Here is a 26,056-nt window from a genome sequence, read left to right as displayed (position 1 = left end):
CGACATGATCCTTTTTCCCGCGATCGATCTGAAGGGCGGCCAGTGCGTCCGCCTGAAGCTCGGCGACATGCAGCAGGCGACGGTTTACAACACCGATCCGGCCGCCCAGGCGAAATCCTTCGAAGACCAGGGTTTCGAATGGCTGCATGTGGTCGATCTCGACGGCGCCTTTGCGGGACATTCGGCCAATGGCGATGCCGTTGAAGCGATCCTGAAAGCAACGAAAAATCCGGTGCAGCTCGGCGGCGGCATCCGCACGCTCGATCACATCGAAGCCTGGCTGTCGCGCGGGCTGCGGCGGGTCATTCTCGGCACCGTAGCGGTCAGAAATCCTGAACTGGTCATCGAGGCCTGCCGGAAATTTCCAGGCCACGTCGCCGTCGGCATCGATGCCAAGGGCGGCAAGGTGGCGGTCGAAGGCTGGGCGGAAGCTTCCGAACTCGGCATCATCGAGCTTGCCCGGAAATTCGAGGGCGCCGGCGTTGCCGCGATCATCTACACCGATATCGACCGCGACGGCATTCTGACCGGCATCAACTGGAGCTCGACGCTGGAGCTTGCCGAGGCCGTTTCCATTCCCGTCATTGCCTCGGGCGGCCTCGCCTCGATCGACGACATCAAACGGATGCTGCAGCCCGATGCGCAGAAGCTGGAAGGGGCGATTTCCGGCCGGGCGCTTTACGACGGCCGCATCGACCCGGGCGAAGCGCTGGCGCTGATCAAGGCCAGCAGGGCAAAGGAGACCGCGTAATGACCCTCAAGGCCCGTGTCATCCCCTGTCTCGACGTCAAGGACGGCCGTGTCGTCAAGGGCGTCAACTTCCTCAATCTCGTCGATGCCGGCGATCCCGTCGAAGCGGCGAAGGCCTATGACGCGGCCGGCGCCGATGAGCTCTGCTTCCTCGACATCACCGCTTCCTCGGACAATCGCGAGACGATCTTCGATGTCGTGTCGCGCACGGCCGATCAATGCTTCATGCCGCTGACCGTCGGCGGCGGGGTGCGCACCATCGCCGATATCCGCAAGCTCCTGCTGTGCGGCGCCGACAAGGTCTCGATCAATTCGGCAGCCGTCAGCAATCCCGACTTCGTTGCCGAGGCGGCCGACAAGTTCGGCGACCAGTGCATCGTCGTCTCGATCGACGCCAAGCGCCGGCGCACGCAGGCGGTCGGCGGCGACAATCTCAGCGCCTGGGAAATCTATACGCATGGCGGCCGCAACGCGACCGGCATCGACGCCGTCGAATTCGCCCAGAAGATGGTGGCGCGTGGCGCCGGCGAGCTGCTGGTGACCTCGATGGACCGCGACGGCACCAAGGTCGGCTACGATCTGGAACTGACGCGGGCGATTGCCGATGCGGTGCGCGTGCCCGTCATCGCGTCGGGCGGTGTGGGCGATCTCTACGATCTCGTCGCCGGGGTGAAGGAGGGTCATGCCAATGCTGTGCTCGCCGCCTCGATCTTCCACTTCGGCACCTATACCGTCGGCGAGGCGAAACACTATATGTCGAAGTGCGGCATCGACATGCGTCTCGACTGAACCTTGAAAGCGAACCTATGAGCGGATTTTCCCTTGTCGATCTCGAAAGCATCGTCGCGGAGCGGTCGAAAGCCTCGCCCGAGCAATCCTGGACGGCGAAGCTTGTCGCCGCCGGCCAGCCGAAAGCGGCAAAGAAGCTCGGCGAAGAAGCGATCGAGGCCGTGATGGCGGCGGTGACCGGCGACCGTGACAATCTGACTTATGAAGCCGCCGATCTGCTCTATCACCTATTGGTCGTATTGAAGATTGCTGAAATACCGTTAGAGAATGTCATGGCCGAACTCGAGCGCAGAACCGCGCAGTCCGGCCTCAAGGAAAAGGCCAACCGGCAGAGTTCATGAGTATCGCGACTGAGATTATCGGGGTGCCGGAAACGTTGGATCACTTCCAGTCGGAATCCTATTCGCCCTATCACTTCTTCTCTTCCGAACAATGGGCGAAATTCCGCGCCGACACGCCGTTGACGCTGACCAGTGACGAGGTCAAGCGGCTGCGTTCGATGGGCGACCCGATCGATCTCGACGAGGTCCGGCGCATCTATCTGTCGCTGTCGCGGCTGCTGTCGGCCCATGTCGAATCATCGCAGCTGCTGTTCGAACAGCGCAACCGCTTCCTCAGCCTGTCCGATGTGACGAAGACGCCCTTCGTCATCGGCATCGCCGGCTCGGTCGCCGTGGGCAAATCGACCACCGCCCGTATCCTCAAGGAGCTTCTGGGCCGCTGGCCTTCCAGCCCGAAGGTCGATCTCGTCACCACCGACGGCTTCCTTTATCCGAACGCCGTGCTGCAGCGGAAAAAGCTGATGCAGCGCAAGGGTTTTCCGGAAAGCTACGACACGGCTGCGATCCTGCGTTTTCTCTCGGCGATCAAGGCGGGACAGCCGGATGTGAAGGCGCCCAGCTATTCGCACCTCGTCTATGACGTGCTGCCGGACGAATACAAGATCGTCGACCGGCCCGATATTCTGATCTTCGAAGGCATCAACGTGCTGCAATCGCGCGACCTGCCGGCCGGCGGCAGGATCGTGCCGATGGTCTCCGACTTCTTCGACTTCTCGATCTATATCGATGCCGCCGAAGACCAGATCCACAACTGGTACGTCGCACGTTTCATGCGCCTGCGCGAGACCGCCTTCCGCGATCCGAATTCCTATTTCCATCGCTACGCCTCGATCAGCGACGCAGAAGCGCTCGAAATTGCCGGGGATCTCTGGGGGAATATCAACCTGAAGAACCTGCGGCAGAACATCCTGCCGACGCGGCCGCGCGCCGATCTCATCCTGAAAAAAGGCAAGGATCACCTGATCGAGCAGGTCGCGCTCAGAAAACTATAGCAGGCCATCCTTCACTGGGCCATCAGCGCGGCGGGTTGACCCGGCGCAGCGTCAGATTAATGCGGCCGCCATTCTTCAGCAGTGTCGACGTCGCCGGATGAATGCGGTCGACGCCGTGGAAACAAAGTCTCCCCTCACCGCCCAGAACGACCAGATCCCCGCTTGAAAGCTTGAAGGATAGCGTGCGATCATTGCGGTTGAGGCCGCCGATGCGGAAGAGGCAGCTGTTGCCGAGCGAGATCGAGACGACGGGTGCCTGCAGATCCTGTTCGTCCTTGTCCTGATGCAGGCCCATGCGCGCTTCGTCGGAGTAGAAATTCACAAGGCAGGCTTCCGGCGGCATGTCGTAACCGGTAACGTCATTCCAGATATCGAGCAATTCCCGCGGCATATCAGGCCAGGGCCTGCCGGTCGCCGGATGTGTCGACTGGTAGCGATAGCCCCGCTCCTTGTCCGTTACCCAGCCGAGCGGGCCGCAATTGGTCATGCGCACCGACATCGGCTTGCCGGTCCCTGGCATGGCGGGCACATAAAGCGGCGCCTCGGCGACAACCTTGCGGATCACCTCGACCAGCGCCTCCTGACGCGCCCGGTCGAGATAGCCGGGAAGATGGCGAATGCCGCTCAAAAGCTTCGGCATCTCATTCGCCGCCGCTGCTACCGGGGCGGCCGCGCATTTTCTTGACTTCGGAGCGGCCGGATTTTTCCTTCAGGCGGCGTTCGACCGAACCCTTGGTCGGTTTGGTCTTCTTGCGCGGCGGCGGCGGCGGCTTGGCGGCCTCCAGAATCAGCTCCTTCAGCCGCTCGCGCGCGTCCTCTCGGTTGCGGTCCTGGCTGCGAAAGCGGCTCGCCTCGATCATCAGCACGCCGTCCTTCGACAGGCGCCGGCCGGCGAGCTTGACCGCATTGGCCTTGACGCGATCGTTGAGGGAGGGCGAATTCGGGATGTTGAAGAACAACTGGACCGCGGTCGAAACCTTGTTGACATTCTGCCCGCCGGGACCGCCCGCCAGAACGAATTGTTCCGTCAGCTCCCATCCGGCGATGGTGATCCTGTTATCGATATAGAGTGCGTCGCTGGCCATGCGGCGTTCTATCTCATATCGGCGGTGAATTGAAAATATTGGCCATCATCAAGAAAAACCCGGCAATCCTGCGATGCCGGGTTTCACGTGAATCAGAAGTTTGTTCTTCTTACTCAGCTGCAACCTTCACGCCGGGAGCCGCGTCGCGAACGCCGCCATCGACATGGTTCTCGAACTTGGCGAAGTTGGCGATGAACATCGAGACCAGCTTTTCGGCCTGCGCGTCATAGGCCGCCTTGTCGGCCCAGGTCGAGCGCGGATCGAGAATACCGCCGTCGACGCCATCGACGGAGACCGGCACGGCGAATCCGAAGTTGGTATCCGTGCGGAACTCGACCTGGCCGAGCTTGCCGCTCAGAGCCGCGGCCAGAAGCGCGCGCGTCGCCTTGATCGGCATGCGCTTGCCGGTGCCATAGGCGCCGCCGGTCCAGCCGGTGTTGACGAGCCAGCATTCGACGCCGTGGCGTCCGATCAGCTCCTTGAGCAAATTGCCGTATTCAGCCGGATGCCGCGGCATGAAAGGGGCGCCGAAGCAGGTCGAGAAAGTTGCTTCCGGCTCGACGACACCCTTTTCGGTGCCGGCCACCTTGGCGGTGTAGCCGGAAAGGAAGTGATACATGGCCTGATCGGGCGTCAGGCGCGCGATCGGAGGCATGACGCCGAAGGCATCGGCGGTCAGCATGATGATCGTCTTCGGATGCCCGGCCCGGCCCGTTTCCGAGGCGTTCGGGATGAAATGCATCGGATAGGCGCAGCGGGTGTTTTCGGTCAGCGAACCGTCATCGAAATTCGGCTCGCGGCCTTCGTTCAGCACGACGTTTTCGAGCACGGTGCCGAAGCGCTGCGTCGTCGCATAGATTTCCGGCTCGGCCTCGGCCGAGAGCCGGATTGTTTTGGCGTAGCAGCCGCCTTCGAAATTGAAGATGCCGTTTTCGCTCCAGCCGTGTTCGTCGTCGCCGATCAAAGTGCGGGCCGGATCGGCTGAAAGCGTCGTCTTGCCCGTGCCGGAAAGGCCGAAGAACACAGCAGCATCACCATCCGGGCCGACATTGGCCGAGCAGTGCATCGGCATCACGCCCTTGGCCGGCAGCAGGTAGTTGAGCACGGTGAAGACCGATTTCTTCATTTCGCCGGCATAGGAGGTGCCGCCGATGAGGACGAGGCCGTTGGTGAGATCGCAGGCGATCACCGTTTCCGTCCGGCAGCCGTGGCGGGCCGGATCGGCCTTGAAGCTCGGCAGATCGATGATCGTCAGCTTCGGCACGAAAGTCGGCAGCGCCGCCGCTTCGGGGCGGATCAGCAGATTGCGGATGAACAGCGAATGCCAGGCGAATTCGGTGACAACGCGGGTCGGCAGCGCATGGCCTTCTTCGGCACCGCCGACGAGATCCTGTACGAACAGCTCCTTGCCCGCGGCATGCGCCAGCATATCCTCGCGCAGCAGGGCAAAGTGCTCCGGCGACATCGGCTTGTTGTTGTCCCACCAGATTTCGCCATCGGTATTGGCGTCGCGAACGACAAACTTGTCGCGCGGCGAACGGCCGGTGTGCTGGCCGGTGAGAGCCCGCAGCGCACCCTGAGCGGTCAGTTCGGCTTCACCCCGGCGGATCGCTTCCTCATAGAGTGCTGCGGCGGAAAAGTTGTAGCGGGCGCTGGCTGCGCCGCCCAATCCTACCGTTGCCAGCTCCGTTGCCGGGTTATGAACTCCGAACTTTTCCATGGCTAGTTCCCTTTGCTCAGGCGCATTGCCGTTAAAACTAATCGCGAAAATACGGGGAGAAATTTTAAAACACAAGACACAGAATTTGAGAAAATGCAGTAATATCAAATATTTAATCGATTTAAATTTCTTGCCTCATTTTTAAATCGTTTTAGAAAGGTGCGTTGAAACATTTCACCCCGCCACTTAAGATTGCCGGCAAATTTCACGACAATCTTTCCCTTTATCTTTGCCACAATTTGTTCCACCTTTATCCTCCATAAGCGCATCCGGTCACTGAGACCGCCTGGGGAGAGCAAAATCCGGGAGATTGCGCACTGATGACGGAGACCAACACCATGCCGACAATCGCGCTCGTTGACGACGACCGCAACATCCTCACCTCGGTGTCGATCGCACTGGAGGCCGAAGGATATAAGGTCGAGACCTATACGGACGGTGCTTCGGCGCTCGACGGCCTTCTGGCACGACCACCGCAGCTGGCGATCTTCGACATCAAGATGCCGCGCATGGACGGCATGGAACTGCTGCGCCGCCTGCGGCAGAAGTCAGATATTCCCGTCATCTTCCTCACCTCCAAGGATGAAGAGATCGACGAACTGTTCGGCCTGAAGATGGGCGCCGACGATTTCATCACCAAGCCGTTTTCGCAGCGTCTGCTGGTCGAGCGCGTCCGCGCCGTTCTGCGCCGCGCCTCGAGCCGCGAAGCCGCAGCCGCGGGCGGCACCAGCCCGGCCGGCGCGCCGAAGACCGGCGCCGTGCAGCAGGCCCGCTCGCTGGAGCGTGGGCAGCTGGTCATGGACCAGGAACGCCATACCTGCACCTGGAAGGGTGAAGCGGTGACGCTGACGGTGACCGAATTCCTGATCCTGCATTCCCTGGCGCAGCGCCCGGGTGTGGTGAAAAGCCGCGACGCCTTGATGGATGCCGCCTATGACGAACAGGTGTATGTTGATGACCGGACCATTGACAGCCACATCAAGCGGCTGCGCAAGAAGTTCAAGATGGTCGATACCGACTTTGATATGATTGAAACGCTTTACGGTGTGGGTTACCGCTTCCGCGAAGCAGCCTGACGCTTCACGAGCGCAGGAAGAGACGATTGAGGGTGGCGCCGGCAAGCTGGCCCCGCCCTCCGAAAGGGCCTGTCATTGGCACAGTTGGTGCAGGAAAGGGATCTGGACGACGCGGAGGGCGTGAGCACCCGTCGCGTCCGAGGCCGCCGTTGGTCGCATCCCTTCACGCTGATCCGCCGCATCTTCGGCAATGCGGTGTTTTCGAGCCTGACGCGGCGCATCCTGTTCTTCAACCTGGTCGCGCTGGTGGTGCTCGTCGGCGGCATCCTCTACCTCAACCAGTTTCGCGAGGGGCTGATCGACGCGCGCGCCGAAAGCCTGTTGACGCAGGGCGAGATCATCGCCGGCGCCATTTCGGCCTCCGCATCGGTCGATACCAACTCGATCACCATCGATCCACAGAAGCTGCTCGAGCTGCAGGCCGGCCAGAGCATCACGCCGGTGCCGAACGACGAGGATCTCGAATTCCCGATCGATCCCGAGAAGGTCGCCCCGGTCCTGCGCCGGCTGATCTCGCCGACGCGCACACGTGCCCGCATCTTCGATGCCGATGCCAATCTGCTGCTCGATTCGCGCCATCTCTATTCGCGCGGCCAGGTGCTGCGCTTCGACCTGCCGCCGGTCGAGGAGGAGAAACAGACCTGGAGCGAATGGTTCGCCACCCTGTTCAACAAGGCGCTGCAGCCCGGCAATCTGCCGCTCTATAAGGAAGCGCCGGGCGGCGACGGCTCGATCTATCCCGAAGTCATGAACGCGCTGACCGGGGTGCGCGGCGCCGTGGTGCGCACCACCGAAAAAGGCGAACTCATCGTTTCCGTCGCCGTGCCGATCCAGCGCTTCCGCGCCGTGCTCGGCGTGCTGCTGTTGTCGACGCAGGCCGGCGACATCGACAATATCGTTCATGCCGAACGGCTTGCCATCATGCGCGTCTTCGGCGTTGCGACGCTGGTCAACGTGCTGCTTTCGCTGGTGCTGTCGTCGACGATCGCCAATCCGCTGCGCCGCCTGTCGGCCGCCGCCATCCGGGTGCGGCGCGGCGCCAAGGCGCGTGAGGAGATTCCTGACTTTTCCGCCCGCCAGGATGAAATCGGCAATCTTTCCATAGCCTTGCGCGAGATGACGACGGCGCTCTACGACCGCATCGATGCGATCGAGAGTTTCGCCGCCGATGTCAGCCACGAACTCAAGAATCCGCTGACGTCGCTGCGCAGCGCCGTCGAAACGCTGCCGCTTGCCCGATCCGACGATTCCAAGAAGCGGCTGATGGACGTCATCCAGCACGATGTCCGCCGCCTCGACCGGCTGATCAGCGATATATCAGACGCCTCCCGCCTCGATGCCGAACTTGCTCGTGTCGATGCCGGCTCCGTCGACATGGAGGTGCTGTTGCGCGACCTCATCGAGGTTTCACGCCAGGTCAGGAGCAGCAAGAAGCAGGTGGAGATCGAATATGCGATCGATCGCAAGCCGAACGTCAAGACGCGCTTCGTCGTCAACGGCCACGATCTGCGCATCGGCCAGATCATCGCCAACCTGATCGAGAACGCCCGCTCCTTCGTGCCGGAGAAGGGTGGCAAGATCACCGTGCGGCTGGTGCGGACACGCTCGCGCTGCGTCACCACCATCGAAGACAACGGTCCCGGCATCCAGGCGGAAAATATCGACCGCATCTTCGAGCGTTTCTATACGGACCGACCGGAATCGGAAGGATTCGGACAGAATTCGGGCCTCGGCCTGTCGATCAGCCGGCAGATCGCCGAAGCCCATGGCGGTTCGCTGAGGGCAGAGAACATCACCGATGCCGAAGGCCATATGCTTGGCGCCCGCTTTATCCTCGCTTTGCCCCTTGATGCCGCCGCATGACCGCGGCTTTGAACATCCATGCGACGGCGATCGTCGTCGGCCGGACCGGGCTGCTCTTCAGCGGCCCCTCCGGCTGGGGAAAATCGATGCTGGCCTTCACCTGCATGACCGAGGCACGCCGGCTCGGGCTGTTCACGGCGCTGGTCGCCGACGACCAAGTGCTGTTGTCGCAAGAGACCGGGATGGTGATCGCCACCTGTCCGCCGTCGATCGCCGGGCTGATCGAACTTCGCGGCACCGGTATCGTCCAGCAGGATCATATGGCCCGGGCGCCCATGCATTATGCCGTGCTTCCCGGCAGCGCCAGCGGTGAAAACCGCCTCCCCTCTGAAGGCGAAGTCGTCGATCTTGCCCCCGGCCTGTCGCTTCCCGCATTGCGGTTGCTCACAGGCGTGTCCTCACCCCTTGCAATCCTGATGGCAAAAGCACCCGATATCGGGCAGTGACGCCTTCCGGATTGATCAATCTGCCTTATATATTCGCATTTTTATCTTGCACTTCGGCTTTTCATAGCCAAGATGTGCCGCCACCGGTGGACGTAATTGCTGCATTGCGATATTGGGGCCACCGTTCGCGTATATGGGAGCAGTAATATCATGATCGGACTTGTGCTTGTCACTCATGGCAAGCTGGCTGAAGAGTTTCGTCATGCTGTCGAGCACGTCGTCGGTCCTCAGAAATTCATCGAGACGGTCTGTATTGGCCCCGAAGACGACATGGATCAAAGACGGCAGGACATTCTGGAAGCTGTTTCCGGTGCCGATGACGGCCATGGCGTCGTCATTCTGACCGACATGTTCGGCGGCACGCCGTCCAATCTCGCCATATCCGTCATGAGCAGCGGCCATACCGAAGTCATTGCCGGCGTCAACCTGCCGATGCTGATCAAGCTCGCCGGCGTGCGCGGCGAGAACAACATGGAGAAAGCGCTGGTGGAGGCTTCCGAAGCCGGGCGGAAATATATCAATGTCGCGAGCCGCGTGCTCAGCGGAAAATAACGGCCCTTCATGACATCGCTCTCCCGGGAACTCCTCATCATCAACAAGCGCGGTCTTCACGCGCGCGCCTCCGCCAAATTCGTGCAGATGGTCGAGACCTTCGATGCCGCCATCACCGTTTCCAAGGACGGAATGACGGTCGGCGGCACCTCGATCATGGGCCTGATGATGCTTGCGGCAAGCCCCGGCTCGAGCGTCGTCGTCTCGGCGAGCGGCAGCCAGGCCGAAGAAGCGCTGGAGGCCCTGGATCAGCTGATCCAGAACCGCTTCGGCGAAGAAATGTGAGCGCCGGCCGCGCTCATATAAACATATAAAGACTTCTTTATATCCTTATTGCCTTCCCGCCGGAAGCCTGCTAAACGGCTGGCATGCCGTGCGCTTGCTCGTGCCTGCGCTTTTTTTGAGACGTTTTTCAGCCTGGAGACCTCTATGAGCACTGAAAAAGATTATGTCGTCGCCGATATCGGGCTTGCGGATTTCGGCCGCAAGGAAATCACCATCGCCGAAACCGAAATGCCGGGGCTGATGTCCTGCCGCGCCGAATTCGGCGACGCAAAGCCGCTCAAGGGCGCACGCATCACCGGCTCGCTGCATATGACCATCCAGACGGCCGTGCTCATCGAAACGCTGGTGGCGCTCGGCGCCGAAGTCCGTTGGGCTTCGTGCAACATCTTCTCGACGCAGGATCATGCCGCTGCCGCGATCGCCGCCGCCGGCGTGCCTGTCTTCGCCATCAAGGGCGAGTCGCTCGAAGATTACTGGGTCTATACGGACAAGATCTTCCAGTGGGCCGATGGCGGCCTTTCCAACATGATCCTCGATGACGGCGGCGACGCCACCATGTACATCCTGCTCGGCGCCCGCGCCGAAGCCGGCGAGGACGTGCTGTCCCATCCGCATTCCGAGGAAGAGGAAATCCTCTTCGCACAGATCAAGAAGCGCCTTGCCGCTTCGCCGGGCTGGTTCACCAAGCAGCGCGACGCGATCAAGGGCGTTACCGAAGAAACCACGACCGGCGTCAACCGCCTCTACCAACTCAGCCAGAAGGGCCTGCTGCCCTTCCCGGCGATCAACGTCAACGACTCCGTCACCAAGTCGAAGTTCGACAACAAATACGGCTGCAAGGAATCGCTGGTCGACGGCATCCGCCGCGGCACCGACGTGATGATGGCCGGCAAGGTTGCCGTCGTCTGCGGCTACGGCGACGTCGGCAAGGGTTCTGCCGCTTCGCTCTCCGGCGCCGGCGCCCGCGTCAAGGTTACCGAAGCCGATCCGATCTGCGCCCTGCAGGCCGCCATGGACGGTTATGAGGTCGTGCTGCTCGAGGACGTCGTTTCCTCGGCCGATATCTTCATCACCACGACGGGCAACAAGGACGTCATTCGCATCGACCACATGCGGGCGATGAAGGACATGGCGATCGTCGGCAATATCGGTCACTTCGACAATGAAATCGAAGTCGCTGCCTTGCGTAACCTCAAGTGGACCAACGTCAAGCCGCAGGTCGACCTGATCGAATTCCCCAAGGGCAACCGCATCATCCTTCTTTCCGAAGGCCGCCTGCTCAACCTCGGCAACGCCACCGGCCATCCGTCCTTCGTGATGTCGGCCTCCTTTACCAACCAGACGCTGGCGCAGATCGAGCTCTTCACCAAGCCCGGCCAGTATTCGAACCAGGTCTATATCCTGCCGAAGCATCTCGATGAAAAGGTCGCGCGCCTGCATCTCGACAAGCTCGGCGTGAAGCTGACGGAGCTTTCTGCGGAACAGGCTGCCTATATCGGCGTCTCGCCGAAGGGCCCGTTCAAGTCAGACCACTACAGATATTGATCCTATCGTTAATATCCACAAGATGTAGAAGCCGCGGCATTGACAAATGCCGCGGCTTATTTTTTGGGCGCTCCCTTCCCGCCGATTCCCTTCCGAAGTATTGTTTTAAGACTTGATTCGGGACGCCGGACCCCGTCCGACCGCTCGAAAATGGGATGTCTTGTCGTAATGCGGCACATTGAAGGACGGAGACATACCGCGGATGTCGGAAATGAAAAACAGCCTGTCCGGTCAGGCGGATGATGGCGCTCGCGCCGGTCGCCGCCTTGTCATGACAGGTCAAGAACATAAATCTGCAACGGCACACGAGGCCGCAAAGCAAGAGCATCGATCATTGGCGCGCTTTCTGAAAGCCTGCGCGGCCGGCACGGCGCTTGCCGCGCTGGCGCGGCCGGTTCTGGCACAGGGCGAGCAGCAGGCGGCAGCCTCGGCTCACCTCTTCACATCCTCGCAGGTCGTCGGCGTTTCCGTCGTCATCGGCGTCATATCGGCAGCCCTGCTTTCGACCCTGTGGCTCGTGCGCCAGCGCGGCAATCTGGAAAACGAGAGCCGGGAAATCCGCTCGGCGCTTTCCGATGCCCAGCAGCGCATTTCGCAATACCAGGCGCTGATCGCCGACAAGAACCGGCGGATCGTCATCTGGGACGGCAATACCCGTCCCGAACTGCTCGGCCAGCTTCCGCCGGAGACCGGCGCGCCGCAGGACGGCGAATTCCTGGCCTTCGGCCTCTGGCTGAAGTCACGCTCGGCCTCCGATCTGGAAAAGGCGATCGACCGGCTGCGCGACGGGGCGCAGAGCTTCGATATGGTGGTCGAAACCATTCGCGACGAAATCCTCGAGGCGCAGGGCCGGGTTTCCGGCGGGCGCGCCTTCGTCCGCTTCGTGGCGCTCAACAATCTGCGCGCCGAGCTCGCGGAACTCAGGATCGAGCGCGACCGGCTGATGACCTCGATCTCGTCCTTCCAGACCATGCTCGACGCGATCGACATGCCGGCCTGGCAGCGCGACCCGGCGGGCCGGCTGACCTGGGTCAACCAGGCTTATGGCGAGGCCGTCGAAGCGCGATCGCCGCAGCAGGCGATCAATGAAGGCCGCGAGATGCTGACGACCGTGGCGCGCGAACGCATTCGCGCGACGACGACGCCGGAATCGCCCTTCCACGACACGATCTCGACTGTCGTGCACGGCAACCGCACATTCTTCGATGTCGTCGACGTCAGGCTTCCCGGCGGCTCGGCCGGCATTGCAATCGATGTGTCCGATATAGAGGCGGTGCGCGCCGAGCTGGAGCGGACGCTGAAGAGCCACGCCGAAACGCTCGACCATCTCGCCACGCCCGTCGCCATCTTCGACGGCGACCGCCGGCTGCAATTCTACAACCAGGCCTTCGTCGCGCTCTGGGAGCTCGATATCGCCTTCCTCGAAGGCCGGCCCGACAATAGCGAACTGCTCGAGCGGCTGCGGGCGGCCAAGAAGCTGCCGGACCAGCTCAACTGGAAAAGCTGGAAGGAAGCCGCCCTTTCCGTCTATCGCGCGCTCGACACACAATCCGACCTCTGGCACCTGCCGAACGGGCAGACGCTGCGCGTCTTTGCGACCGCCCACCCGCAAGGGGGCGCCACCTGGGTGTTCGAAAACCTGACCGAGCAGGTCGATCTCGAAACGCGCTACAACACGCTGGTCAAGGTGCAGGGCGAAACGATCGACCATCTGTCCGAAGGTGTGGCGGTATTCGGCCCGGACGGACGCATCCGGCTGTCGAATCCTGCCTTCCGCGCGCTCTGGGGGATCACGGAAACCGAGGCCAAGCCCGGCACCCATATCCGCGCATTGGGCGAGGCCTGCGCGCCCTCCTACGACCGGCCGGACGGCTGGAAGACTTTCGCCGAACTGATCACCAGCTTCGACGACGAACGCCGCTCGGGCCAGGGAACGCTGGAACTCTTCTCCGGCCTGGTGCTCGATTATGCCGTCATCCCGCTGCCGAACGCACAGACCATGCTGACCTTCGTCAATATGACGGACAGCGTGCGGGCCGAGCGGGCGCTGACCGAGAAGAACGAGGCGCTACGCAAGGCCGACGAGCTGAAGAACGATTTCGTCCAGCATGTTTCCTATGAGCTGCGCTCGCCGCTGACCAATATCATCGGCTTCACCGACCTGCTGCGCACGCAGGGCGTCGGACCGCTGAACGAACGGCAGGCCGAATATATCGACCACATCTCGACCTCGTCCTCGGTTCTCCTGACGCTCGTCAACGATATCCTCGACCTCGCGACCGTCGATGCCGGCATCATGCGGCTCAACTATGCGGATATTGATCTCAACGACCTGCTCGACGACGTCTCGATGCAGATCGCCGATCGCCTGCATGAAAGCGGCGTGGCGCTTGAAATCACCGCCCCCGCCTATCTCGGCTCGATCGTCGCCGATCCGCAGCGGCTGAAGCAGATCCTGCTGAAGCTGCTTGCCAATGCGGCGAATTTTTCGCCCGAGGGCACCTCGATCTCGCTGGAATGCCACCGCGACGGCACGGATTTCGTCTTCGCCGTCCGCGATCGCGGCCCCGGCATCTCGCCTGACATGATCGCAACCGTCTTCGATCGTTTTGCGACCGGAGCGAAAAGCGGCAAACGCGGCGGTGCCGGCCTCGGCCTGTCGATCGTCGACAGCTTCGTCAGCCTGCATCACGGTGACGTGACGATCGACAGCGAGCCGGGCAAGGGCACGACCGTGGTCTGCCGCATTCCCTCGGTCGACATCCCGCATTCCGCCGCCGCCGAATGACGACCGTCGATACGATCTCGGTTTTTCTGAAGGACGAAGCGGCGACCATCCGCTTCGGCGACGATCTGGCGCTCGCCCTGAAAGCCGGCGATTGCCTGGCGCTTTCCGGCGATCTCGGCGCGGGCAAATCTTCGCTCGCCCGTGCGATCCTGCGCGCCATGGCCGATGACGAAGGGCTCGAAGTCCCGAGCCCGACCTTCACGCTGGTGCAATCCTACGATCTGCGCATTCCCATTTCTCATTTCGATCTCTACCGGCTCGGCGATCCGGCCGAATTGACGGAACTCGGCTTCGACGAGGCGCTGGAGAACGGCATCTGCCTGGTCGAATGGCCGGAGATGGCCGAGGGCGAACTGCCTACCGAACGTATCGCTCTGGGCTTGGAACATGAAGACAGCGGCCGCCGGGCAACGATCAAGGCCCCGGACCCGCAGGCCTCGCGTATCCGCAGGGTCCTGGCGATCCGAGCCTTCCTCGACGAAGCCGGCTATCCCGCTGTCAAACGCCGCTTCCTGACCGGCGATGCTTCGCTGCGGGCCTATGAGGCGATCTATCCGGACGCTGCCCCGCGAAAAATACTGATGGATTGGCGCCCGCATCCCGAGGGGCCGCCGGTCCATGACGGCAAGTCCTATCCCAAGGTCGCGCATCTCGCCCAGAACGCCTATCCCTTCGTTGCGATTGCCGATGCCTTGCGTCAACGCGGTTTTGCAGCGCCGGAGATTTATAAGGTCGATTATATCAAAGGCATCCTGCTGATCGAGGATCTCGGCACCGAAGGCGTGCTCGATGACGCCGGGCGGCCGATCGCCGATCGTTACCGGCAAAGCGTCGCCTGCCTTGCTCATCTTCATTCCATGCAGATTCCGCAGGATATCCCGGTTCCTCCAGCGCATACGCATCACATTCCGGACTTCGACCGCACGGCGATGAAGATGGAAGTGCAGCTCGTGCTCGACTGGCATATCGCCTGGAAGCGCGGCACGGCCCCCACGGATGCCGAACGCGCGGAATATCTTGCGATCTGGGACCATCTGATCGACGAGCTGCAATCGGCTGAAACCAACCTGCTGCTGCGCGACTTCCATTCGCCGAACATCATCTGGCGCGAACAGGAAAGCGGTATCGGCAAGATCGGCCTCATCGACTTCCAGGACGCCATGATCGGCCCGACCGCCTATGATCTCGCCTCGATCGTTCAGGATGCGCGCGTGACGATCGAACCGGACCTCTTCCGGCAACTGATGGACGATTATCTCAGCCTTCGCCGCGCACAAGGCGGATTCGACGAAGCCGGATTCATGAAGGCCTGGGCGATCATGTCGGCGCAGCGCAACTGCAAGCTTGCCGGTCTCTGGGTGCGGCTGCTGCAGCGCGACGGCAAGCCCGGCTATCTCAAACATATGCCGCGAACGCTCGCCTATCTCCAGGTCGCGCTCGAGCACGAAGCGCTTGCCCCCTTGCGCGATTGGTGCGCAAGGGCTGGAATAGGCCAAAGCGAATCATAAGTTCCGGATCAGCATGACGATCAGACAAGCCATGGTACTGGCCGCGGGTCTTGGAACCCGCATGCGCCCGATCACCGACACGATCCCGAAGCCGCTGGTGAAAATCGACGGCAAGCCGATGATCGACTACGCGCTGGATTCGCTGGTTGCCGCCGGCGTCGAACGAGCCGTCGTCAATGTTCACCACCATGCCGGCCAGATGCTCGACCATCTCAAGGCCTATCGCGGCCTCGACATCATCATATCGGATGAGCGGGAGGCGCTGATGAATTCCGGCGGCGGGCTGGCCAAGGGCCTGACGCTGCTCGATCGCGAGAACGTTTTCGTCATGAATGCCGATCTCTTCTGGATCGGCGAACAGCCAGGGCGGCCGACCAATCTGCAACGCTTAGCCGGATTCTTCGATGCCGAACGCATGGACATGGCGCTGCTTTGCGTTGGGATCGAAGATACCACCGGCCACAACGGCAAAAACGACTTCAGCCTTTCGGCCGATGGAAGGCTGACGCGGTATCGCGACGACCCTTCCAATCCCGTCGTCTATGCCGGTGCGATCGCCATGAACCCGTCGCTGTTCGACGATGCACCGCAGGATGCCTTCAACCTCAATATCTATTTCGACAGGGCGATCGCCCGCAAACGGCTGTTCGGCATGGTGCTCGACGGCCACTGGCTGACTGTGGGAACGCCGGAGGCGATCGGCGAGGCGGAGGAAACGATCCGACGGCTGCGGACGTTCGCGTGAGCCATGGTGGAGCGGCACCAGCCACGCATTCTGACGATCCCGGCGGGCAGCTCCTTCCTGAAAACGCTGGCGACGACGCTTTGCGACGGCCGATTGACGCCGCTCTTCCGGCATGAGGCCGATGATCCGCTGTCGCTTTCAAAGGTGACGATCTATCTGCCGACACGGCGCGCCGTGCGCGTGCTGCGTTCGGAATTCGTCGATCTGCTCGGCGGCCGCTCGGCGATCCTGCCGGTTATTCGTCCTCTCGGAGAAACCGATGACGACAGCGGCTATTTCGACGAGGCGCTGCCGGCAACGATCGATCTCGCCCAGCCGCTGTCGAATACCGCCCGGCTGCTGGAGCTTGCCCGCCTCATCCTTGCCTGGCGAAACAAGCTGCCGGACATCGTCCGCCACATTCATTCGGACTCGCCACTCGTCGCGCCGGCGAGCCCGGCCGATGCGATCTGGCTCGCCCGCAATCTTGCGGAACTGATCGATTCCATCGAAACCGAGGATCTCGACTGGTCGGAACTGTCGAAACTCGACACCGGCGATTATGCCGCCTGGTGGCAGCTGACGGCGGAATTCCTGCAGATCGCCAGCGCCTTCTGGCCGGAACGGCTTTCCGAACTCGGCAAATCCTCGCCGGCGCGGCACAGAAACGCCATTCTCCGGGCCGAAGCATCCAGGCTTTCGGCGACGAAGCCCGCCGGACCGATCATCATCGCCGGTTCGACAGGTTCGGTTTCCGCCACCGCCGATCTCATCGCCGCCGTCGCCAATATGCCTGAAGGGGTGATCGTGCTGCCCGGCCTCGATCTCTCCATGCCCGAGAAAGACTGGCAGATGGTCGCGCCGGAACCGGCACCCGGCCAGCATGCCAATCCGGCAAGCCGAAGCCATCCGCAATATGGCCTGTCGTCTCTGCTCAAGCGACTGAAACTGACGCGTGCCGACGTGACGCTGCTCGACCGGCCGGAGGCCGATCTTGAGCGGCGCGCCGAAGTCCTGTCTCGGGCGCTCACCCCATCGGAGGCGACCAGCGATTGGGGGGTATGGAAGAGCGAGCTGCCCGCGGGAGCTCTGTCTTCAGCCTTCGCCGACGTTTCGCTGATCGAAGCCGCCAACGAGCGCGAGGAAGCGACCGCGATTGCCATCGCGCTGCGGCTTGCACTGGAGAAGCCGGGACAGAACGGCGAGAGCCGGGCGGCGCTGATCACGCCGGACCGCAATCTCGCCCGGCGGGTGATGGCCGAGCTTTCCCGCTTCGGCATCCTGGCCGACGATTCGGCGGGCACGCCGCTTGCGGCCACGCCGCAGGGCACGCTGCTGCAATTGCTATTGGAAGCAGCGCTGCGGCCGGGCGATCCGGTGGCGATCGTCTCGCTGCTCAAACATCCGCTGGCCCGCTTCGGCTTGGACCGCGCCGCATTGATTTCCGCTACCGAGGCGCTCGAACTGCTGGCAATGCGCGGCGGTGTCGCCGAGGTGGATATCAGTACGCTCGAGCCGCTGCTCACCCATCAGCTTGCCGAACAGGCCCTCGACAGGCACGCGCCGCAATGGCGAAAGGCGCTTGCATTAGACGCCGCCGAAGCCGCATACGACCTGGCGCGCCGGGTCACCCGGGCGACCGAGCCTCTGGCTTCGGCCTTGTTGCGGCACCGGCCGGAAGACCGCGGAAGGACTGCCAGTTTAACCTTGTCCGAATGGGCAGAGCGCACCGGCCGTTCGCTCGAAGCGGTGGCTGCCGATCCGCGAGGCAATCTCGCCGATCTCTGGTCAGGCGAAGCCGGCGATGCGCTCGCCGCCCTGCTCGGCGAAGTGATCGATACGGACGGCCAGATGGAGGCCGACGGGCCGCAATGGATCGACATCATGGCAGCGCTTGCCGCCGGCCATGCGGTGAAGCCGCGGGCGCTCAGCCATCCCCGCCTGTTCATCTTCGGCACGCTGGAAGCCCGCCTGCAGAGCGTCGACACCCTCATCCTCGGCGGCCTCAACGAAGGCACCTGGCCAGGGCAGACCGCCAACAATCCCTTCATTCCGCGTATGATGAAGACGGAAATCGGCCTCGAGCCGCCTGAACGGCGCATCGGCCAGCTGGCGCATGACTTCGAGATGGCAAACGGCACGCGCCATCTGATCTATTCCAGATCGCTGCGCCAAGGCTCGACGCCGACCGTCGCCTCACGCTGGCTGCAGCGACTGCTGGCGCTGGCCGGAGAGGCGTTCGAAGCGGAACTGAAGGGACGCGGCAGCCGGTTCCTTCGATGGGCGGCCCTGATCGATCGCGACGAGGCCCAGGCTCCGGCGCAGCGACCCTCGCCGAAACCGCCGTTGGCGCTGCAGCCGACATCCTACTCCTTCAGCGAAGTCGGGCGGCTGCGTCGCGATCCCTACGCCATCTACGCCCGCCGCATCCTGCGCCTCGATCCTGTCGATGCGTTCAACCGCGATCCGGGAGCGGCTGAGCGCGGGACGCTCTATCACAAGATCATCGACCAGTTCATCCGCGAGGCGCATGTCGCCGGCACGCCGGATGCGGCGGCAGCGATGGAACGCATCCTTTCCGAGCTGTTCGACATGGAGCAGCTGCCGCCGCATATCGATGCCGTGTGGCGGCCGCGCTTTCGCGCGGTGGCCCGCGCCTTCCTCGAATGGGAGGCCGAACGGCGGCCCGGCATCCGCAAGACGCTGACGGAAGTGCGCGGCGGCGTTGAACTGGAAGCGATCAATATCCGGCTCACTGGCGTCGCCGATAGGATCGATATCACCGGACCGAACGCTGCCGATATCATCGATTACAAAACCGGCTACAATCCCTCGCCGGCGCAGGCACGCGTGCTTCTCGATCCGCAGCTTGCGCTCGAAGCGGCGGCCTTGAACCGCGGCGCCTTCCGCGATGCCGGCAGCCTGGTGCCGCAGGACCTGCTCTACGTCCGCCTGCGGCCGGGACGCCGCTTCCAGATTGATACCGTCAACAATGAGAGCGCGGCGCGCAGCGACAAGGCGAAGTCGGCGATGGATCTCGCCGAGGAATCGATCGACCAGCTGGTCAAATTCGTGGGCCTGCTGCAATCAGGCGAGAAAGGCTTCACCTCGCGGCTCATTCCGGCGCAGCAATTCGATTTCGGCGGCGACTACGATCATCTCGCCCGCGTCTCCGAATGGTCGACGGCCGAGACCGAGGAAGGCGGCGGCGATGAGTGATGTAACGCCTCTTCCGAGCGACGACGATCCGCGCGCCTGGATCGGCTGGACGACGATCCAGCAGGCGATTGCCTCCGATCCCGAGCGTTCGGCATGGGTCTCGGCCAATGCCGGTTCCGGCAAGACGCATGTCCTGACCCAGCGCGTCATCCGTCTCCTGCTTGCCGGGGCGCGGCCTTCCGCCATTTTGTGCCTCACCTATACCAAGGCTGCTGCCTCGGAAATGTCGAACCGCGTCTTCGAGCGCCTGGCGGATTGGGTGGTGCTCGACGATGAAGATCTGAGCCGGCGGATCACCCAGATCGAGGGGACGGCGCCTGATCGAATAAAGCTTGCCGAGGCCCGCCGGCTGTTTGCCAAGGCGCTGGAAACACCCGGCGGATTGAAGATCCAGACGATCCATGCCTTTTGCGAGGCGCTGCTGCATCAGTTCCCGCTGGAGGCCAATGTCGCCGGGCATTTCTCGGTTCTCGACGATCGCGCGGCAGCCGCACTGCTTTCCGATGCGCGCCGGGCGCTGCTGACGGCAACCGCGCCCGAGGCAGACAGCGTTCTGGCCGGGGCCTTTGCCTATGTGCTCGATCTCGGCGACGAATCCGGACTGGAGAACCTGCTCGGCGACATCGTCGCCAATCGCAACGCGATTCGCCGTTTTGCTGGTATGGCCGAACAGCAAGGTGGCGTCGATAAAGTGCTGCGCCAACGGCTCGGCCTTGCCGCCGACGACACGGAAAGCCGGATCGCGGCGCAATACTGGCCTTTGCCGCAGCTTTCGGGCGGCATGCTGGAGCTTTATCTCTCGCTGGCCGACCACAAGGGCGGCGCGAAGGCGCAGGAGGTTGCCTACGGCCTGAGACTTGCCGGGCGGGAACGCGACGAGGCAAGGCGCGCGCAGTTTCTCGAAAAAATCTTTCTGACGGCGAAGGGCGAACCGAAGGCCGACTCGCAATTCTTCGTCAAGGCCATGCTTGCCGAAGCGCCGCAGCTGGCGGAGGGGATCGCTGCTGCCCGCGCCCATGTCGCGGCAAGCCGCGACCGGCTGAAGCTGATGCGGATGTATGGCGCGACCCATGCCGCACTCGTGCTCGCCGATCGGCTCAACCACGATTACGAGGAACTGAAGAAGCAGCGCAGCCAGCTCGATTTCGAGGATCTGATCACCCGTACCGCCGACCTGCTGACGAAAAGCGGCGTCGGTCCCTGGGTCCACTACAAGCTCGATCGCGGCATCGATCATATCCTCGTCGACGAGGCGCAGGATACCAGCCCGATCCAGTGGAGCGTCATCCAGTCGCTCGCTCAGGATTTCTTCTCCGGCGAGAGCGCCCGGCCGATCGTGCGCACGCTCTTTGCCGTCGGTGACGAAAAACAGTCGATCTACTCCTTCCAGGGCGCAAGGCCCGAGCGTTTTTCCGAGGAAAGCGACCGGACGCGGCGGCGTGTCTCCGACAGCGGCCAGAATTTTTCCTCCGTCCGGCTGCCGCTTTCCTTTCGCTCGACCGCCGACGTGCTCCAGGCCGTCGACGAGATCTTCACGTCGCCCGACAATGCCCGCGGCCTCAGTGCGCTCGGCGAACCGGTGGTGCATCGTTCCAGCCGCATCGGACATCCCGGCGCCGTCGATCTCTGGGACATGGTCGCGCCGGAAGCGGTGGTGAAGGAGGAGGACTGGACGGCGCCCTTCGACGCGACGCCGGAAAGCGCGCCGGCGGCAATCCTGGCGCGACGGATCGCCCATTCGATCGGCGCGCTCGTCGGGCGCGAGACGATCGTCGACAAAGGCAAGGAGCGCCTGATCGAAGCCGGCGACATCCTGGTGCTGGTGCGCAAGCGCGACGCCTTCGTCAATGCGTTGACGCGCGCGTTGAAGCGGCGCGGCGACATTCCGGTCGCCGGCGCCGACAGGCTGGTGCTGACCAGCCATATCGCCGTGCAGGATCTGCTGGCGCTCGGCCGTTTCCTCCTTCTGCCGGAAGACGACCTTTCGCTCGCCGCCGTGCTGAAGAGCCCGCTTTTCGATCTCTCCGAGGACGACATCTTTGCGATCGCCGGCCTGCGCGGCGACAATGAGAGCGTCTGGAGCCATCTCCAACGCTTCGCCGCCGACGGCACCGAGCGTTTCCGCGCTGCCGTGGAGACGCTGGAGCTTTTCCTTCGGCAATCCCGGAGCCTGTCGGTTCATGACTTCTATGCGCGCGTGCTCGGCAGCCATGGCGGGCGGCGGCAATTCCTTGCCCGGCTCGGTACCGAGGTCAGCGATATTCTCGACGAATTCCTGACCTTCACCCTCGACCACGAAAGCTCCGGCCTGCCCGGGCTGCAATCCTTCATCTCGACGTTGGAACTCGAAGCACCGGTGGTGAAGCGCGAGCAGGACAAGGGGCGCAACGAGGTGCGGATCATGACGGTGCATGCTTCCAAGGGCCTGGAGGCACCGATCGTTTTCCTGGTCGACGGCGGTTCGAAGGCCTTCACCCATACCCATCTGCCGAAACTGCGCCTGATCGAGACCGACGCTGACGAGCCGCCGATGCCGGTCTGGGTTCCTGTCTCCGATCTCGCCAATTCGCTGACGCAGACCGATGCGGCGCGGATCCAGATGCTGGCGGAGGAAGAATACCGCCGGTTGCTCTATGTCGCCATGACGCGGGCCGCCGACCGGCTAGTCGTCTGCGGCTATCGCGGCGTGCGGGTGAACAACGACACCTGGCATATGATGATTTCGGCGGCACTGCACGACGACCATCCGCATGTCGAGACGACCACCTTCTCCGGTCCTGACGGCGAATGGCCTGGTATCAAATGGCGTGTGCCGCGGGTGGAACGAAGCTTCGAGCGTTCCGAGCGCGCCCGAGAGCGCGACAGCGAGGAGAGCCTGCCGGACGGTCTGTTGCGGCCATTGCCGCCGCAGGCTGAGCTGCCGCGCCCGCTCAGCCCTTCCGGCGCCGGGACGATCATCGACGAGGATGACGGCGGCCTGCTCATCGCATCGCCGCTGTTCGGCGAGAAGGAGCGCAGCGATCGTTCGCTGGAGAAGGGCAGGCTGATCCATCGCATGCTACAGGCGCTTCCCGACATTCCACCCGGCGAACGGCGCGACGCGGCGAGCCGCTATGCCGAGCGGGCGGCACGGTTCTGGCCGGACGCCGAGCGGCGCAAACTTGTCGATTCGGTTCTGAAACTATTGGACGAGGAGGGCCTGCAGGCCGTCCTCGGGGCGCAGGCCCAGCCTGAAGTCTCGATCATGGGAACGTTGACGCTCGAAGGCCGACGTTATGCCGTCTCCGGCCGTATCGACCGGCTTGCCGTCCTTGCCGACCGCGTCGTCATTCTCGACTACAAGACCAATCGGGTGCCGCCGGCGACGGAAGAGGCGATCCCCTTCGCGCACCGGGCGCAGCTGGCAATCTATCGCGAGATCCTGGCGCCGCTCTATCCCGGCAAGCCTATCGATTGCATGCTTGTCTATACCGAGAATGCCTCGCTCTACACGCTGAGCGAAACGGTGCTCGGTTTGGCGCTTGCAGCGGTCAAGACAAAGTGAAATACCGAATATTGAAAATTCGGCACCGCACCATCACATGTGGTTCAACACCCAATTCAAAGGAGCAGCCCATGGCTACCGTGAAAGTCGATATCAATAACTTCCAGTCGGAAGTTCTGGAATCCGCAGAACCCGTCGTCGTCGATTTCTGGGCTGAATGGTGCGGCCCGTGCAAGATGATTGCTCCGAGCCTCGAAGAAATCTCCGTCGAGATGGAAGGCAAGGTCAAGGTCGCCAAGCTCAATATCGATGAGAACCCGGAACTCGCCGCACAATTCGGAGTGCGCTCCATTCCGACGCTGGCGATCTTCAAGGGCGGCGAAGTCGCGGATATCTCGGTCGGCGCCAAGCCGAAGACGGCTCTTTCGAACTGGATTTCGAACGCTGCCTGATTGATATCGCATAGATGAAAAAAGCCCGGCTTCGACCGGGCTTTTTTCATTTCGCATTCTTCACTTCGCCCGCTTCACTTCGGAGGCGTGCCGTTGTCGGAAAGCACATCGCCGACGAGATAGAGAGAGCCGCCGATCAGGATGCGCGGCGGCAGAGCCTCCGGATCAAGGACGGCCTTTATCGCTTCGAGCGCATCGCCGACCGTCGACATCGGTTCGGCGACCAGGCCGGCATCATAGGCGGCATTCGACAGTATCACCGGGTCGATCATCGCTTCGCTGCCTCGGATCGGCACGCAGAAGACCTTCTCGACCAGGCCGGCAAAGGCCTTGAAATAACCGACCGGATCCTTGGTGTTGATCATGCCGATGATCAGGAAAAGCGGCCGCGGCTGGCGTTCCTCGAAATTGGCCATGGCTTCGGCGATCACTTCGCCGGCACCGGGATTATGCCCCCCATCGATCCAGATCTCGGCGCCGGCTGGCGCATGCGACAGCAGCCGGCCTTCGCTCAGCCGCTGCAGCCGGCCCGGCCATTCGACGAAACTCATCGCCTTTTCCATCATCGTCTCGGTGACGGTAAAACCCGCCGCCTTGACGGCGCGGATGGCGGCGGCGGCATTGGCATATTGATGCCGGCCGGGAAGGCGCGGCAGCGGCAGGTCGGCAAGGCCGAATTCGTCCTGATAGACGAGGCGGCCATATTCCTCATGTGCCATGAAATCCTGCCCGAAGACGGCGCTCGGGCAATGCAGCCGCTCAGCCGTCGCCATCAGCACGTCGAGGGCCGCATCATATTCCTGATGGCCGATGACGACGGGCAATCCCGGCTTCATGATGCCGGCCTTTTCAGCGGCGATCAGTTCGACCCTGTCGCCGAGATAGGGCTGATGATCCAGCGAGATCGGCATGATCACCGAGACGGCCGGGTCGGAAATGACGTTGGTGGCGTCGAAGCGGCCGCCGAGACCGACTTCGATGATCGCGGCATCGGCCGGATGTTCGGAAAACAGGATGAAGGTGACCGCCGTCAGGATTTCGAAGACGGTGATATGCTGTCCGGCATTGGCATCGGCCACACGACGCAGGGCCTCGGCAAAGACGGCGTCATCGACAAGCTGCCCACGTCCGCCCGGCACACCGATACGATAACGCTCGTGCCAATTGACGAGATGCGGCGAGGTGTGGACATGAGCGCTATAGCCGCCGGCTTCGAGCAGGGCGCGGCAGAAGGCGGTGACCGACCCCTTGCCGTTGGTGCCGGCGACATGGATCACCGGCGGCAATCTCAGATGCGGATTGCCGAGTTGATCGAGAAGACGGGTGATACGATCGAGAGACAGGTCGAAGCCCTTGGGATGCAATCCCATGAGTTTTTCGATCTCTTGCGCTGCCTCACTCACCGCGGTTTGGCCCCTGGGTATCATTTCGGCACCCCGCCTGTTTACCTGTTATCAGGCGCTCGCCGCCAAGGCGATCGCTCCGCGAGTCACGTCGTTTGCTGCCGAAACGGGTTTCTTCGTCAGGATCTTCAGGATGCGCGCCAGCGTCTCCGGAATGTCGTGACGCTTGACGACCATATCGACCATACCATGTTCCAGCAGATATTCGGAGGTCTGGAAGCCTTCCGGCAGCTTTTCACGCAGCGTCTGTTCGATCACGCGCTTGCCGGCAAAGCCGATTTCGGCGCCGGGTTCGGCCAGATGAATATCGCCGAGCATAGCGTAAGAGGCCGTGACGCCGCCGGTCGTCGGATTGGTCAAAACGACGACATAGGGCTGGCCGGATTCCTTGAGCAGATCGACGGCAACGGTCGTGCGCGGCAGCTGCATCAGCGAAAGAATGCCTTCCTGCATGCGCGCGCCGCCGGAAGCGGGGAACATCACCAGCGGGCATTTTTCCGACGTCGCACGTTCGAAAGCCTTGACGATCGCTTCGCCGGCGGCCATGCCGAGCGAACCGCCGATGAAGTTGAATTCATGCACGACGGCGACGAGCTTCAGGCCCTGCACCTTTCCGAGGCCGGCGAGGATCGTGTCCTCCTGTTCGGTCTTCAGGCGGCTGTCGCGCAGACGATCGCTGTATTTCTTCGAATCGCGAAACTTCAGCGGGTCCTGGGCGACCTTCGGCTGCGGCAGCGATTCATATTCGCCATTGTCGAAAAGATCGGCCAGACGAGCCTTCGCCGGCATCTTCATGTGATAGCCGGAGGCCGGGATGACCCATTTGTTGCCTTCCAGGTCCTTGTGGAAGACCATCTCGCCGGTTTCCGGGCACTTGATCCAGAGGTTCTCCGGCACTTCGCGACGGCCCAGCATGGAATTGATCCGCGGGCGAACGTAGTTGGTGATCCAGTTCAACTCGAATTCTCCTAACTGACTAACACGCGTCACGATCTTTCAGATCGGTTGCCACGCTTTAGATCTTTGTTTTCCCG

The 26,056-nt window shown here is 62.5% G+C and carries 22 protein-coding genes; 16 read left to right on the top strand and 6 right to left on the bottom strand.

The window, feature by feature from the left end; all coding sequences use genetic code 11:
* The first annotated feature begins 4 nt into the window (after window positions 1–4).
* The 4 genes from hisA to coaA are packed head-to-tail and all read left to right on the top strand — an operon-like array spanning window position 5 to window position 2,872.
* Window positions 5–751: a 1-(5-phosphoribosyl)-5-[(5-phosphoribosylamino)methylideneamino]imidazole-4-carboxamide isomerase gene (gene hisA / locus GGD57_RS18585; protein ID WP_184471774.1), complete on the top strand. Its 747-nt coding sequence runs from the start codon at window positions 5–7 to the stop codon at window positions 749–751.
* Complete coding sequence (gene hisF, locus GGD57_RS18580; RefSeq protein ID WP_184471773.1) at window positions 751–1,539, top strand: imidazole glycerol phosphate synthase subunit HisF; 789 nt, start codon at window positions 751–753, stop codon at window positions 1,537–1,539. The genes hisA and hisF overlap by 1 nt, the downstream gene beginning before the upstream one ends.
* A gap of 17 nt (window positions 1,540–1,556) precedes the next feature.
* Entirely contained in the window at window positions 1,557–1,880 is a 324-nt protein-coding gene (locus GGD57_RS18575; RefSeq protein WP_184471772.1) for a phosphoribosyl-ATP diphosphatase, read from the top strand.
* Window positions 1,877–2,872, top strand: a complete 996-nt coding sequence (gene coaA, locus GGD57_RS18570) for a type I pantothenate kinase (RefSeq protein ID WP_085735406.1) — start codon at window positions 1,877–1,879, stop codon at window positions 2,870–2,872. The genes GGD57_RS18575 and coaA overlap by 4 nt, the downstream gene beginning before the upstream one ends.
* 22 nt (window positions 2,873–2,894) lie before the next feature.
* On the opposite strand, the gene GGD57_RS18565 is transcribed toward coaA, so the two are convergent.
* The 4 genes from GGD57_RS18565 to GGD57_RS18550 all read right to left on the bottom strand — a co-directional run bounded on the left by GGD57_RS18565 (window position 2,895) and on the right by GGD57_RS18550 (window position 5,925).
* Window positions 2,895–3,512: an alpha-ketoglutarate-dependent dioxygenase AlkB family protein gene (locus GGD57_RS18565; protein WP_184471771.1), complete on the bottom strand. Its 618-nt coding sequence runs from the start codon at window positions 3,510–3,512 to the stop codon at window positions 2,895–2,897.
* A 1-nt stretch (window position 3,513) separates the two neighbouring features.
* Window positions 3,514–3,957 (bottom strand): alternative ribosome rescue aminoacyl-tRNA hydrolase ArfB, encoded by a 444-nt coding sequence (gene arfB, locus GGD57_RS18560; protein WP_184471770.1) that lies wholly within the window; start codon window positions 3,955–3,957, stop codon window positions 3,514–3,516.
* Window positions 3,958–4,066: 109 nt separating this feature from the next.
* Window positions 4,067–5,677 carry a phosphoenolpyruvate carboxykinase gene (locus tag GGD57_RS18555; protein WP_184471769.1) on the bottom strand — a complete coding sequence of 537 codons (1,611 nt, stop codon included), beginning with the start codon at window positions 5,675–5,677 and terminating at the stop codon, window positions 4,067–4,069.
* A gap of 104 nt (window positions 5,678–5,781) precedes the next feature.
* Window positions 5,782–5,925: a hypothetical protein gene (locus GGD57_RS18550; protein ID WP_184471768.1), complete on the bottom strand. Its 144-nt coding sequence runs from the start codon at window positions 5,923–5,925 to the stop codon at window positions 5,782–5,784.
* A 90-nt stretch (window positions 5,926–6,015) separates the two neighbouring features.
* On the opposite strand from GGD57_RS18550, the gene GGD57_RS18545 reads away from it, so the two are divergent.
* The 12 genes from GGD57_RS18545 to trxA all read left to right on the top strand — a co-directional run bounded on the left by GGD57_RS18545 (window position 6,016) and on the right by trxA (window position 23,619).
* Entirely contained in the window at window positions 6,016–6,753 is a 738-nt protein-coding gene (locus tag GGD57_RS18545; RefSeq protein WP_210303944.1) for a response regulator transcription factor, read from the top strand.
* A gap of 75 nt (window positions 6,754–6,828) precedes the next feature.
* Window positions 6,829–8,616, top strand: a complete 1,788-nt coding sequence (locus GGD57_RS18540; RefSeq protein WP_184471766.1) for a sensor histidine kinase — start codon at window positions 6,829–6,831, stop codon at window positions 8,614–8,616.
* On the top strand, window positions 8,613–9,062 hold the full coding sequence (locus GGD57_RS18535; protein WP_184471765.1) for an HPr kinase/phosphorylase: 450 nt from the start codon (window positions 8,613–8,615) through the stop codon (window positions 9,060–9,062). The genes GGD57_RS18540 and GGD57_RS18535 overlap by 4 nt, the downstream gene beginning before the upstream one ends.
* A 150-nt stretch (window positions 9,063–9,212) precedes the next feature.
* Window positions 9,213–9,614, top strand: a complete 402-nt coding sequence (locus tag GGD57_RS18530) for a PTS sugar transporter subunit IIA (RefSeq protein ID WP_003544139.1) — start codon at window positions 9,213–9,215, stop codon at window positions 9,612–9,614.
* A gap of 9 nt (window positions 9,615–9,623) precedes the next feature.
* Window positions 9,624–9,899 carry an HPr family phosphocarrier protein gene (locus tag GGD57_RS18525; RefSeq protein ID WP_003544133.1) on the top strand — a complete coding sequence of 92 codons (276 nt, stop codon included), beginning with the start codon at window positions 9,624–9,626 and terminating at the stop codon, window positions 9,897–9,899.
* 144 nt (window positions 9,900–10,043) lie between these two features.
* Window positions 10,044–11,444, top strand: coding sequence for an adenosylhomocysteinase (gene ahcY / locus GGD57_RS18520; protein ID WP_184471764.1), 1,401 nt, complete (start codon window positions 10,044–10,046; stop codon window positions 11,442–11,444).
* Between the two features lie 202 nt (window positions 11,445–11,646).
* The gene (locus GGD57_RS18515; protein ID WP_184471763.1) at window positions 11,647–14,232 is read left to right on the top strand and encodes a PAS domain-containing sensor histidine kinase; all 2,586 of its coding nucleotides are present in this window, start codon (window positions 11,647–11,649) and stop codon (window positions 14,230–14,232) included.
* Window positions 14,229–15,740: a tRNA (adenosine(37)-N6)-threonylcarbamoyltransferase complex ATPase subunit type 1 TsaE gene (gene tsaE, locus GGD57_RS18510; RefSeq protein ID WP_184471762.1), complete on the top strand. Its 1,512-nt coding sequence runs from the start codon at window positions 14,229–14,231 to the stop codon at window positions 15,738–15,740. The genes GGD57_RS18515 and tsaE overlap by 4 nt, the downstream gene beginning before the upstream one ends.
* Window positions 15,741–15,753: 13 nt before the next feature.
* Entirely contained in the window at window positions 15,754–16,485 is a 732-nt protein-coding gene (locus GGD57_RS18505) for a nucleotidyltransferase family protein (protein ID WP_184471761.1), read from the top strand.
* Window positions 16,486–16,488: 3 nt separating this feature from the next.
* Window positions 16,489–19,683, top strand: a complete 3,195-nt coding sequence (gene addB, locus GGD57_RS18500) for a double-strand break repair protein AddB (protein WP_184471760.1) — start codon at window positions 16,489–16,491, stop codon at window positions 19,681–19,683.
* The gene (gene addA / locus GGD57_RS18495; RefSeq protein WP_184471759.1) at window positions 19,676–23,227 is read left to right on the top strand and encodes a double-strand break repair helicase AddA; all 3,552 of its coding nucleotides are present in this window, start codon (window positions 19,676–19,678) and stop codon (window positions 23,225–23,227) included. Before addB ends, addA begins: the two co-directional genes overlap by 8 nt.
* A 71-nt stretch (window positions 23,228–23,298) precedes the next feature.
* Window positions 23,299–23,619 carry a thioredoxin gene (gene trxA / locus GGD57_RS18490; RefSeq protein ID WP_004672616.1) on the top strand — a complete coding sequence of 107 codons (321 nt, stop codon included), beginning with the start codon at window positions 23,299–23,301 and terminating at the stop codon, window positions 23,617–23,619.
* A 74-nt stretch (window positions 23,620–23,693) separates the two neighbouring features.
* On the opposite strand, the gene GGD57_RS18485 is transcribed toward trxA, so the two are convergent.
* Together GGD57_RS18485 and accD are read right to left on the bottom strand one after the other, a co-directional pair.
* Window positions 23,694–25,046, bottom strand: a complete 1,353-nt coding sequence (locus GGD57_RS18485) for a bifunctional folylpolyglutamate synthase/dihydrofolate synthase (RefSeq protein ID WP_184471758.1) — start codon at window positions 25,044–25,046, stop codon at window positions 23,694–23,696.
* A gap of 27 nt (window positions 25,047–25,073) precedes the next feature.
* Window positions 25,074–25,979 (bottom strand): acetyl-CoA carboxylase, carboxyltransferase subunit beta, encoded by a 906-nt coding sequence (accD, locus tag GGD57_RS18480; RefSeq protein WP_085735385.1) that lies wholly within the window; start codon window positions 25,977–25,979, stop codon window positions 25,074–25,076.
* Window positions 25,980–26,056: the final 77 nt, after the last annotated feature.

The sequence above is a fragment of the Rhizobium esperanzae genome (assembly GCF_014197615.1).
Taxonomy (GTDB): Bacteria; Pseudomonadota; Alphaproteobacteria; order Rhizobiales; family Rhizobiaceae; genus Rhizobium; species Rhizobium esperanzae_A.
This window is presented reverse-complemented; position numbering and strand designations above follow the sequence as displayed.

Coding starts and splice junctions, on each gene's coding strand:
- addB (WP_184471760.1), top strand. CDS start 16,489: ATGGTGGAGCGGCACCAGCCACGCATTCTGACGATCCCGGCGGGCAGC.
- arfB (WP_184471770.1), bottom strand. CDS start 3,957: ATGGCCAGCGACGCACTCTATATCGATAACAGGATCACCATCGCCGGA.
- hisA (WP_184471774.1), top strand. CDS start 5: ATGATCCTTTTTCCCGCGATCGATCTGAAGGGCGGCCAGTGCGTCCGC.
- GGD57_RS18575 (WP_184471772.1), top strand. CDS start 1,557: ATGAGCGGATTTTCCCTTGTCGATCTCGAAAGCATCGTCGCGGAGCGG.
- GGD57_RS18485 (WP_184471758.1), bottom strand. CDS start 25,046: ATGATACCCAGGGGCCAAACCGCGGTGAGTGAGGCAGCGCAAGAGATC.
- coaA (WP_085735406.1), top strand. CDS start 1,877: ATGAGTATCGCGACTGAGATTATCGGGGTGCCGGAAACGTTGGATCAC.
- GGD57_RS18525 (WP_003544133.1), top strand. CDS start 9,624: ATGACATCGCTCTCCCGGGAACTCCTCATCATCAACAAGCGCGGTCTT.
- GGD57_RS18545 (WP_210303944.1), top strand. CDS start 6,016: ATGCCGACAATCGCGCTCGTTGACGACGACCGCAACATCCTCACCTCG.
- tsaE (WP_184471762.1), top strand. CDS start 14,229: ATGACGACCGTCGATACGATCTCGGTTTTTCTGAAGGACGAAGCGGCG.
- ahcY (WP_184471764.1), top strand. CDS start 10,044: ATGAGCACTGAAAAAGATTATGTCGTCGCCGATATCGGGCTTGCGGAT.
- GGD57_RS18530 (WP_003544139.1), top strand. CDS start 9,213: ATGATCGGACTTGTGCTTGTCACTCATGGCAAGCTGGCTGAAGAGTTT.
- addA (WP_184471759.1), top strand. CDS start 19,676: ATGAGTGATGTAACGCCTCTTCCGAGCGACGACGATCCGCGCGCCTGG.
- GGD57_RS18505 (WP_184471761.1), top strand. CDS start 15,754: ATGACGATCAGACAAGCCATGGTACTGGCCGCGGGTCTTGGAACCCGC.
- GGD57_RS18515 (WP_184471763.1), top strand. CDS start 11,647: ATGTCGGAAATGAAAAACAGCCTGTCCGGTCAGGCGGATGATGGCGCT.
- GGD57_RS18565 (WP_184471771.1), bottom strand. CDS start 3,512: ATGCCGAAGCTTTTGAGCGGCATTCGCCATCTTCCCGGCTATCTCGAC.
- GGD57_RS18555 (WP_184471769.1), bottom strand. CDS start 5,677: ATGGAAAAGTTCGGAGTTCATAACCCGGCAACGGAGCTGGCAACGGTA.
- GGD57_RS18535 (WP_184471765.1), top strand. CDS start 8,613: ATGACCGCGGCTTTGAACATCCATGCGACGGCGATCGTCGTCGGCCGG.
- trxA (WP_004672616.1), top strand. CDS start 23,299: ATGGCTACCGTGAAAGTCGATATCAATAACTTCCAGTCGGAAGTTCTG.
- hisF (WP_184471773.1), top strand. CDS start 751: ATGACCCTCAAGGCCCGTGTCATCCCCTGTCTCGACGTCAAGGACGGC.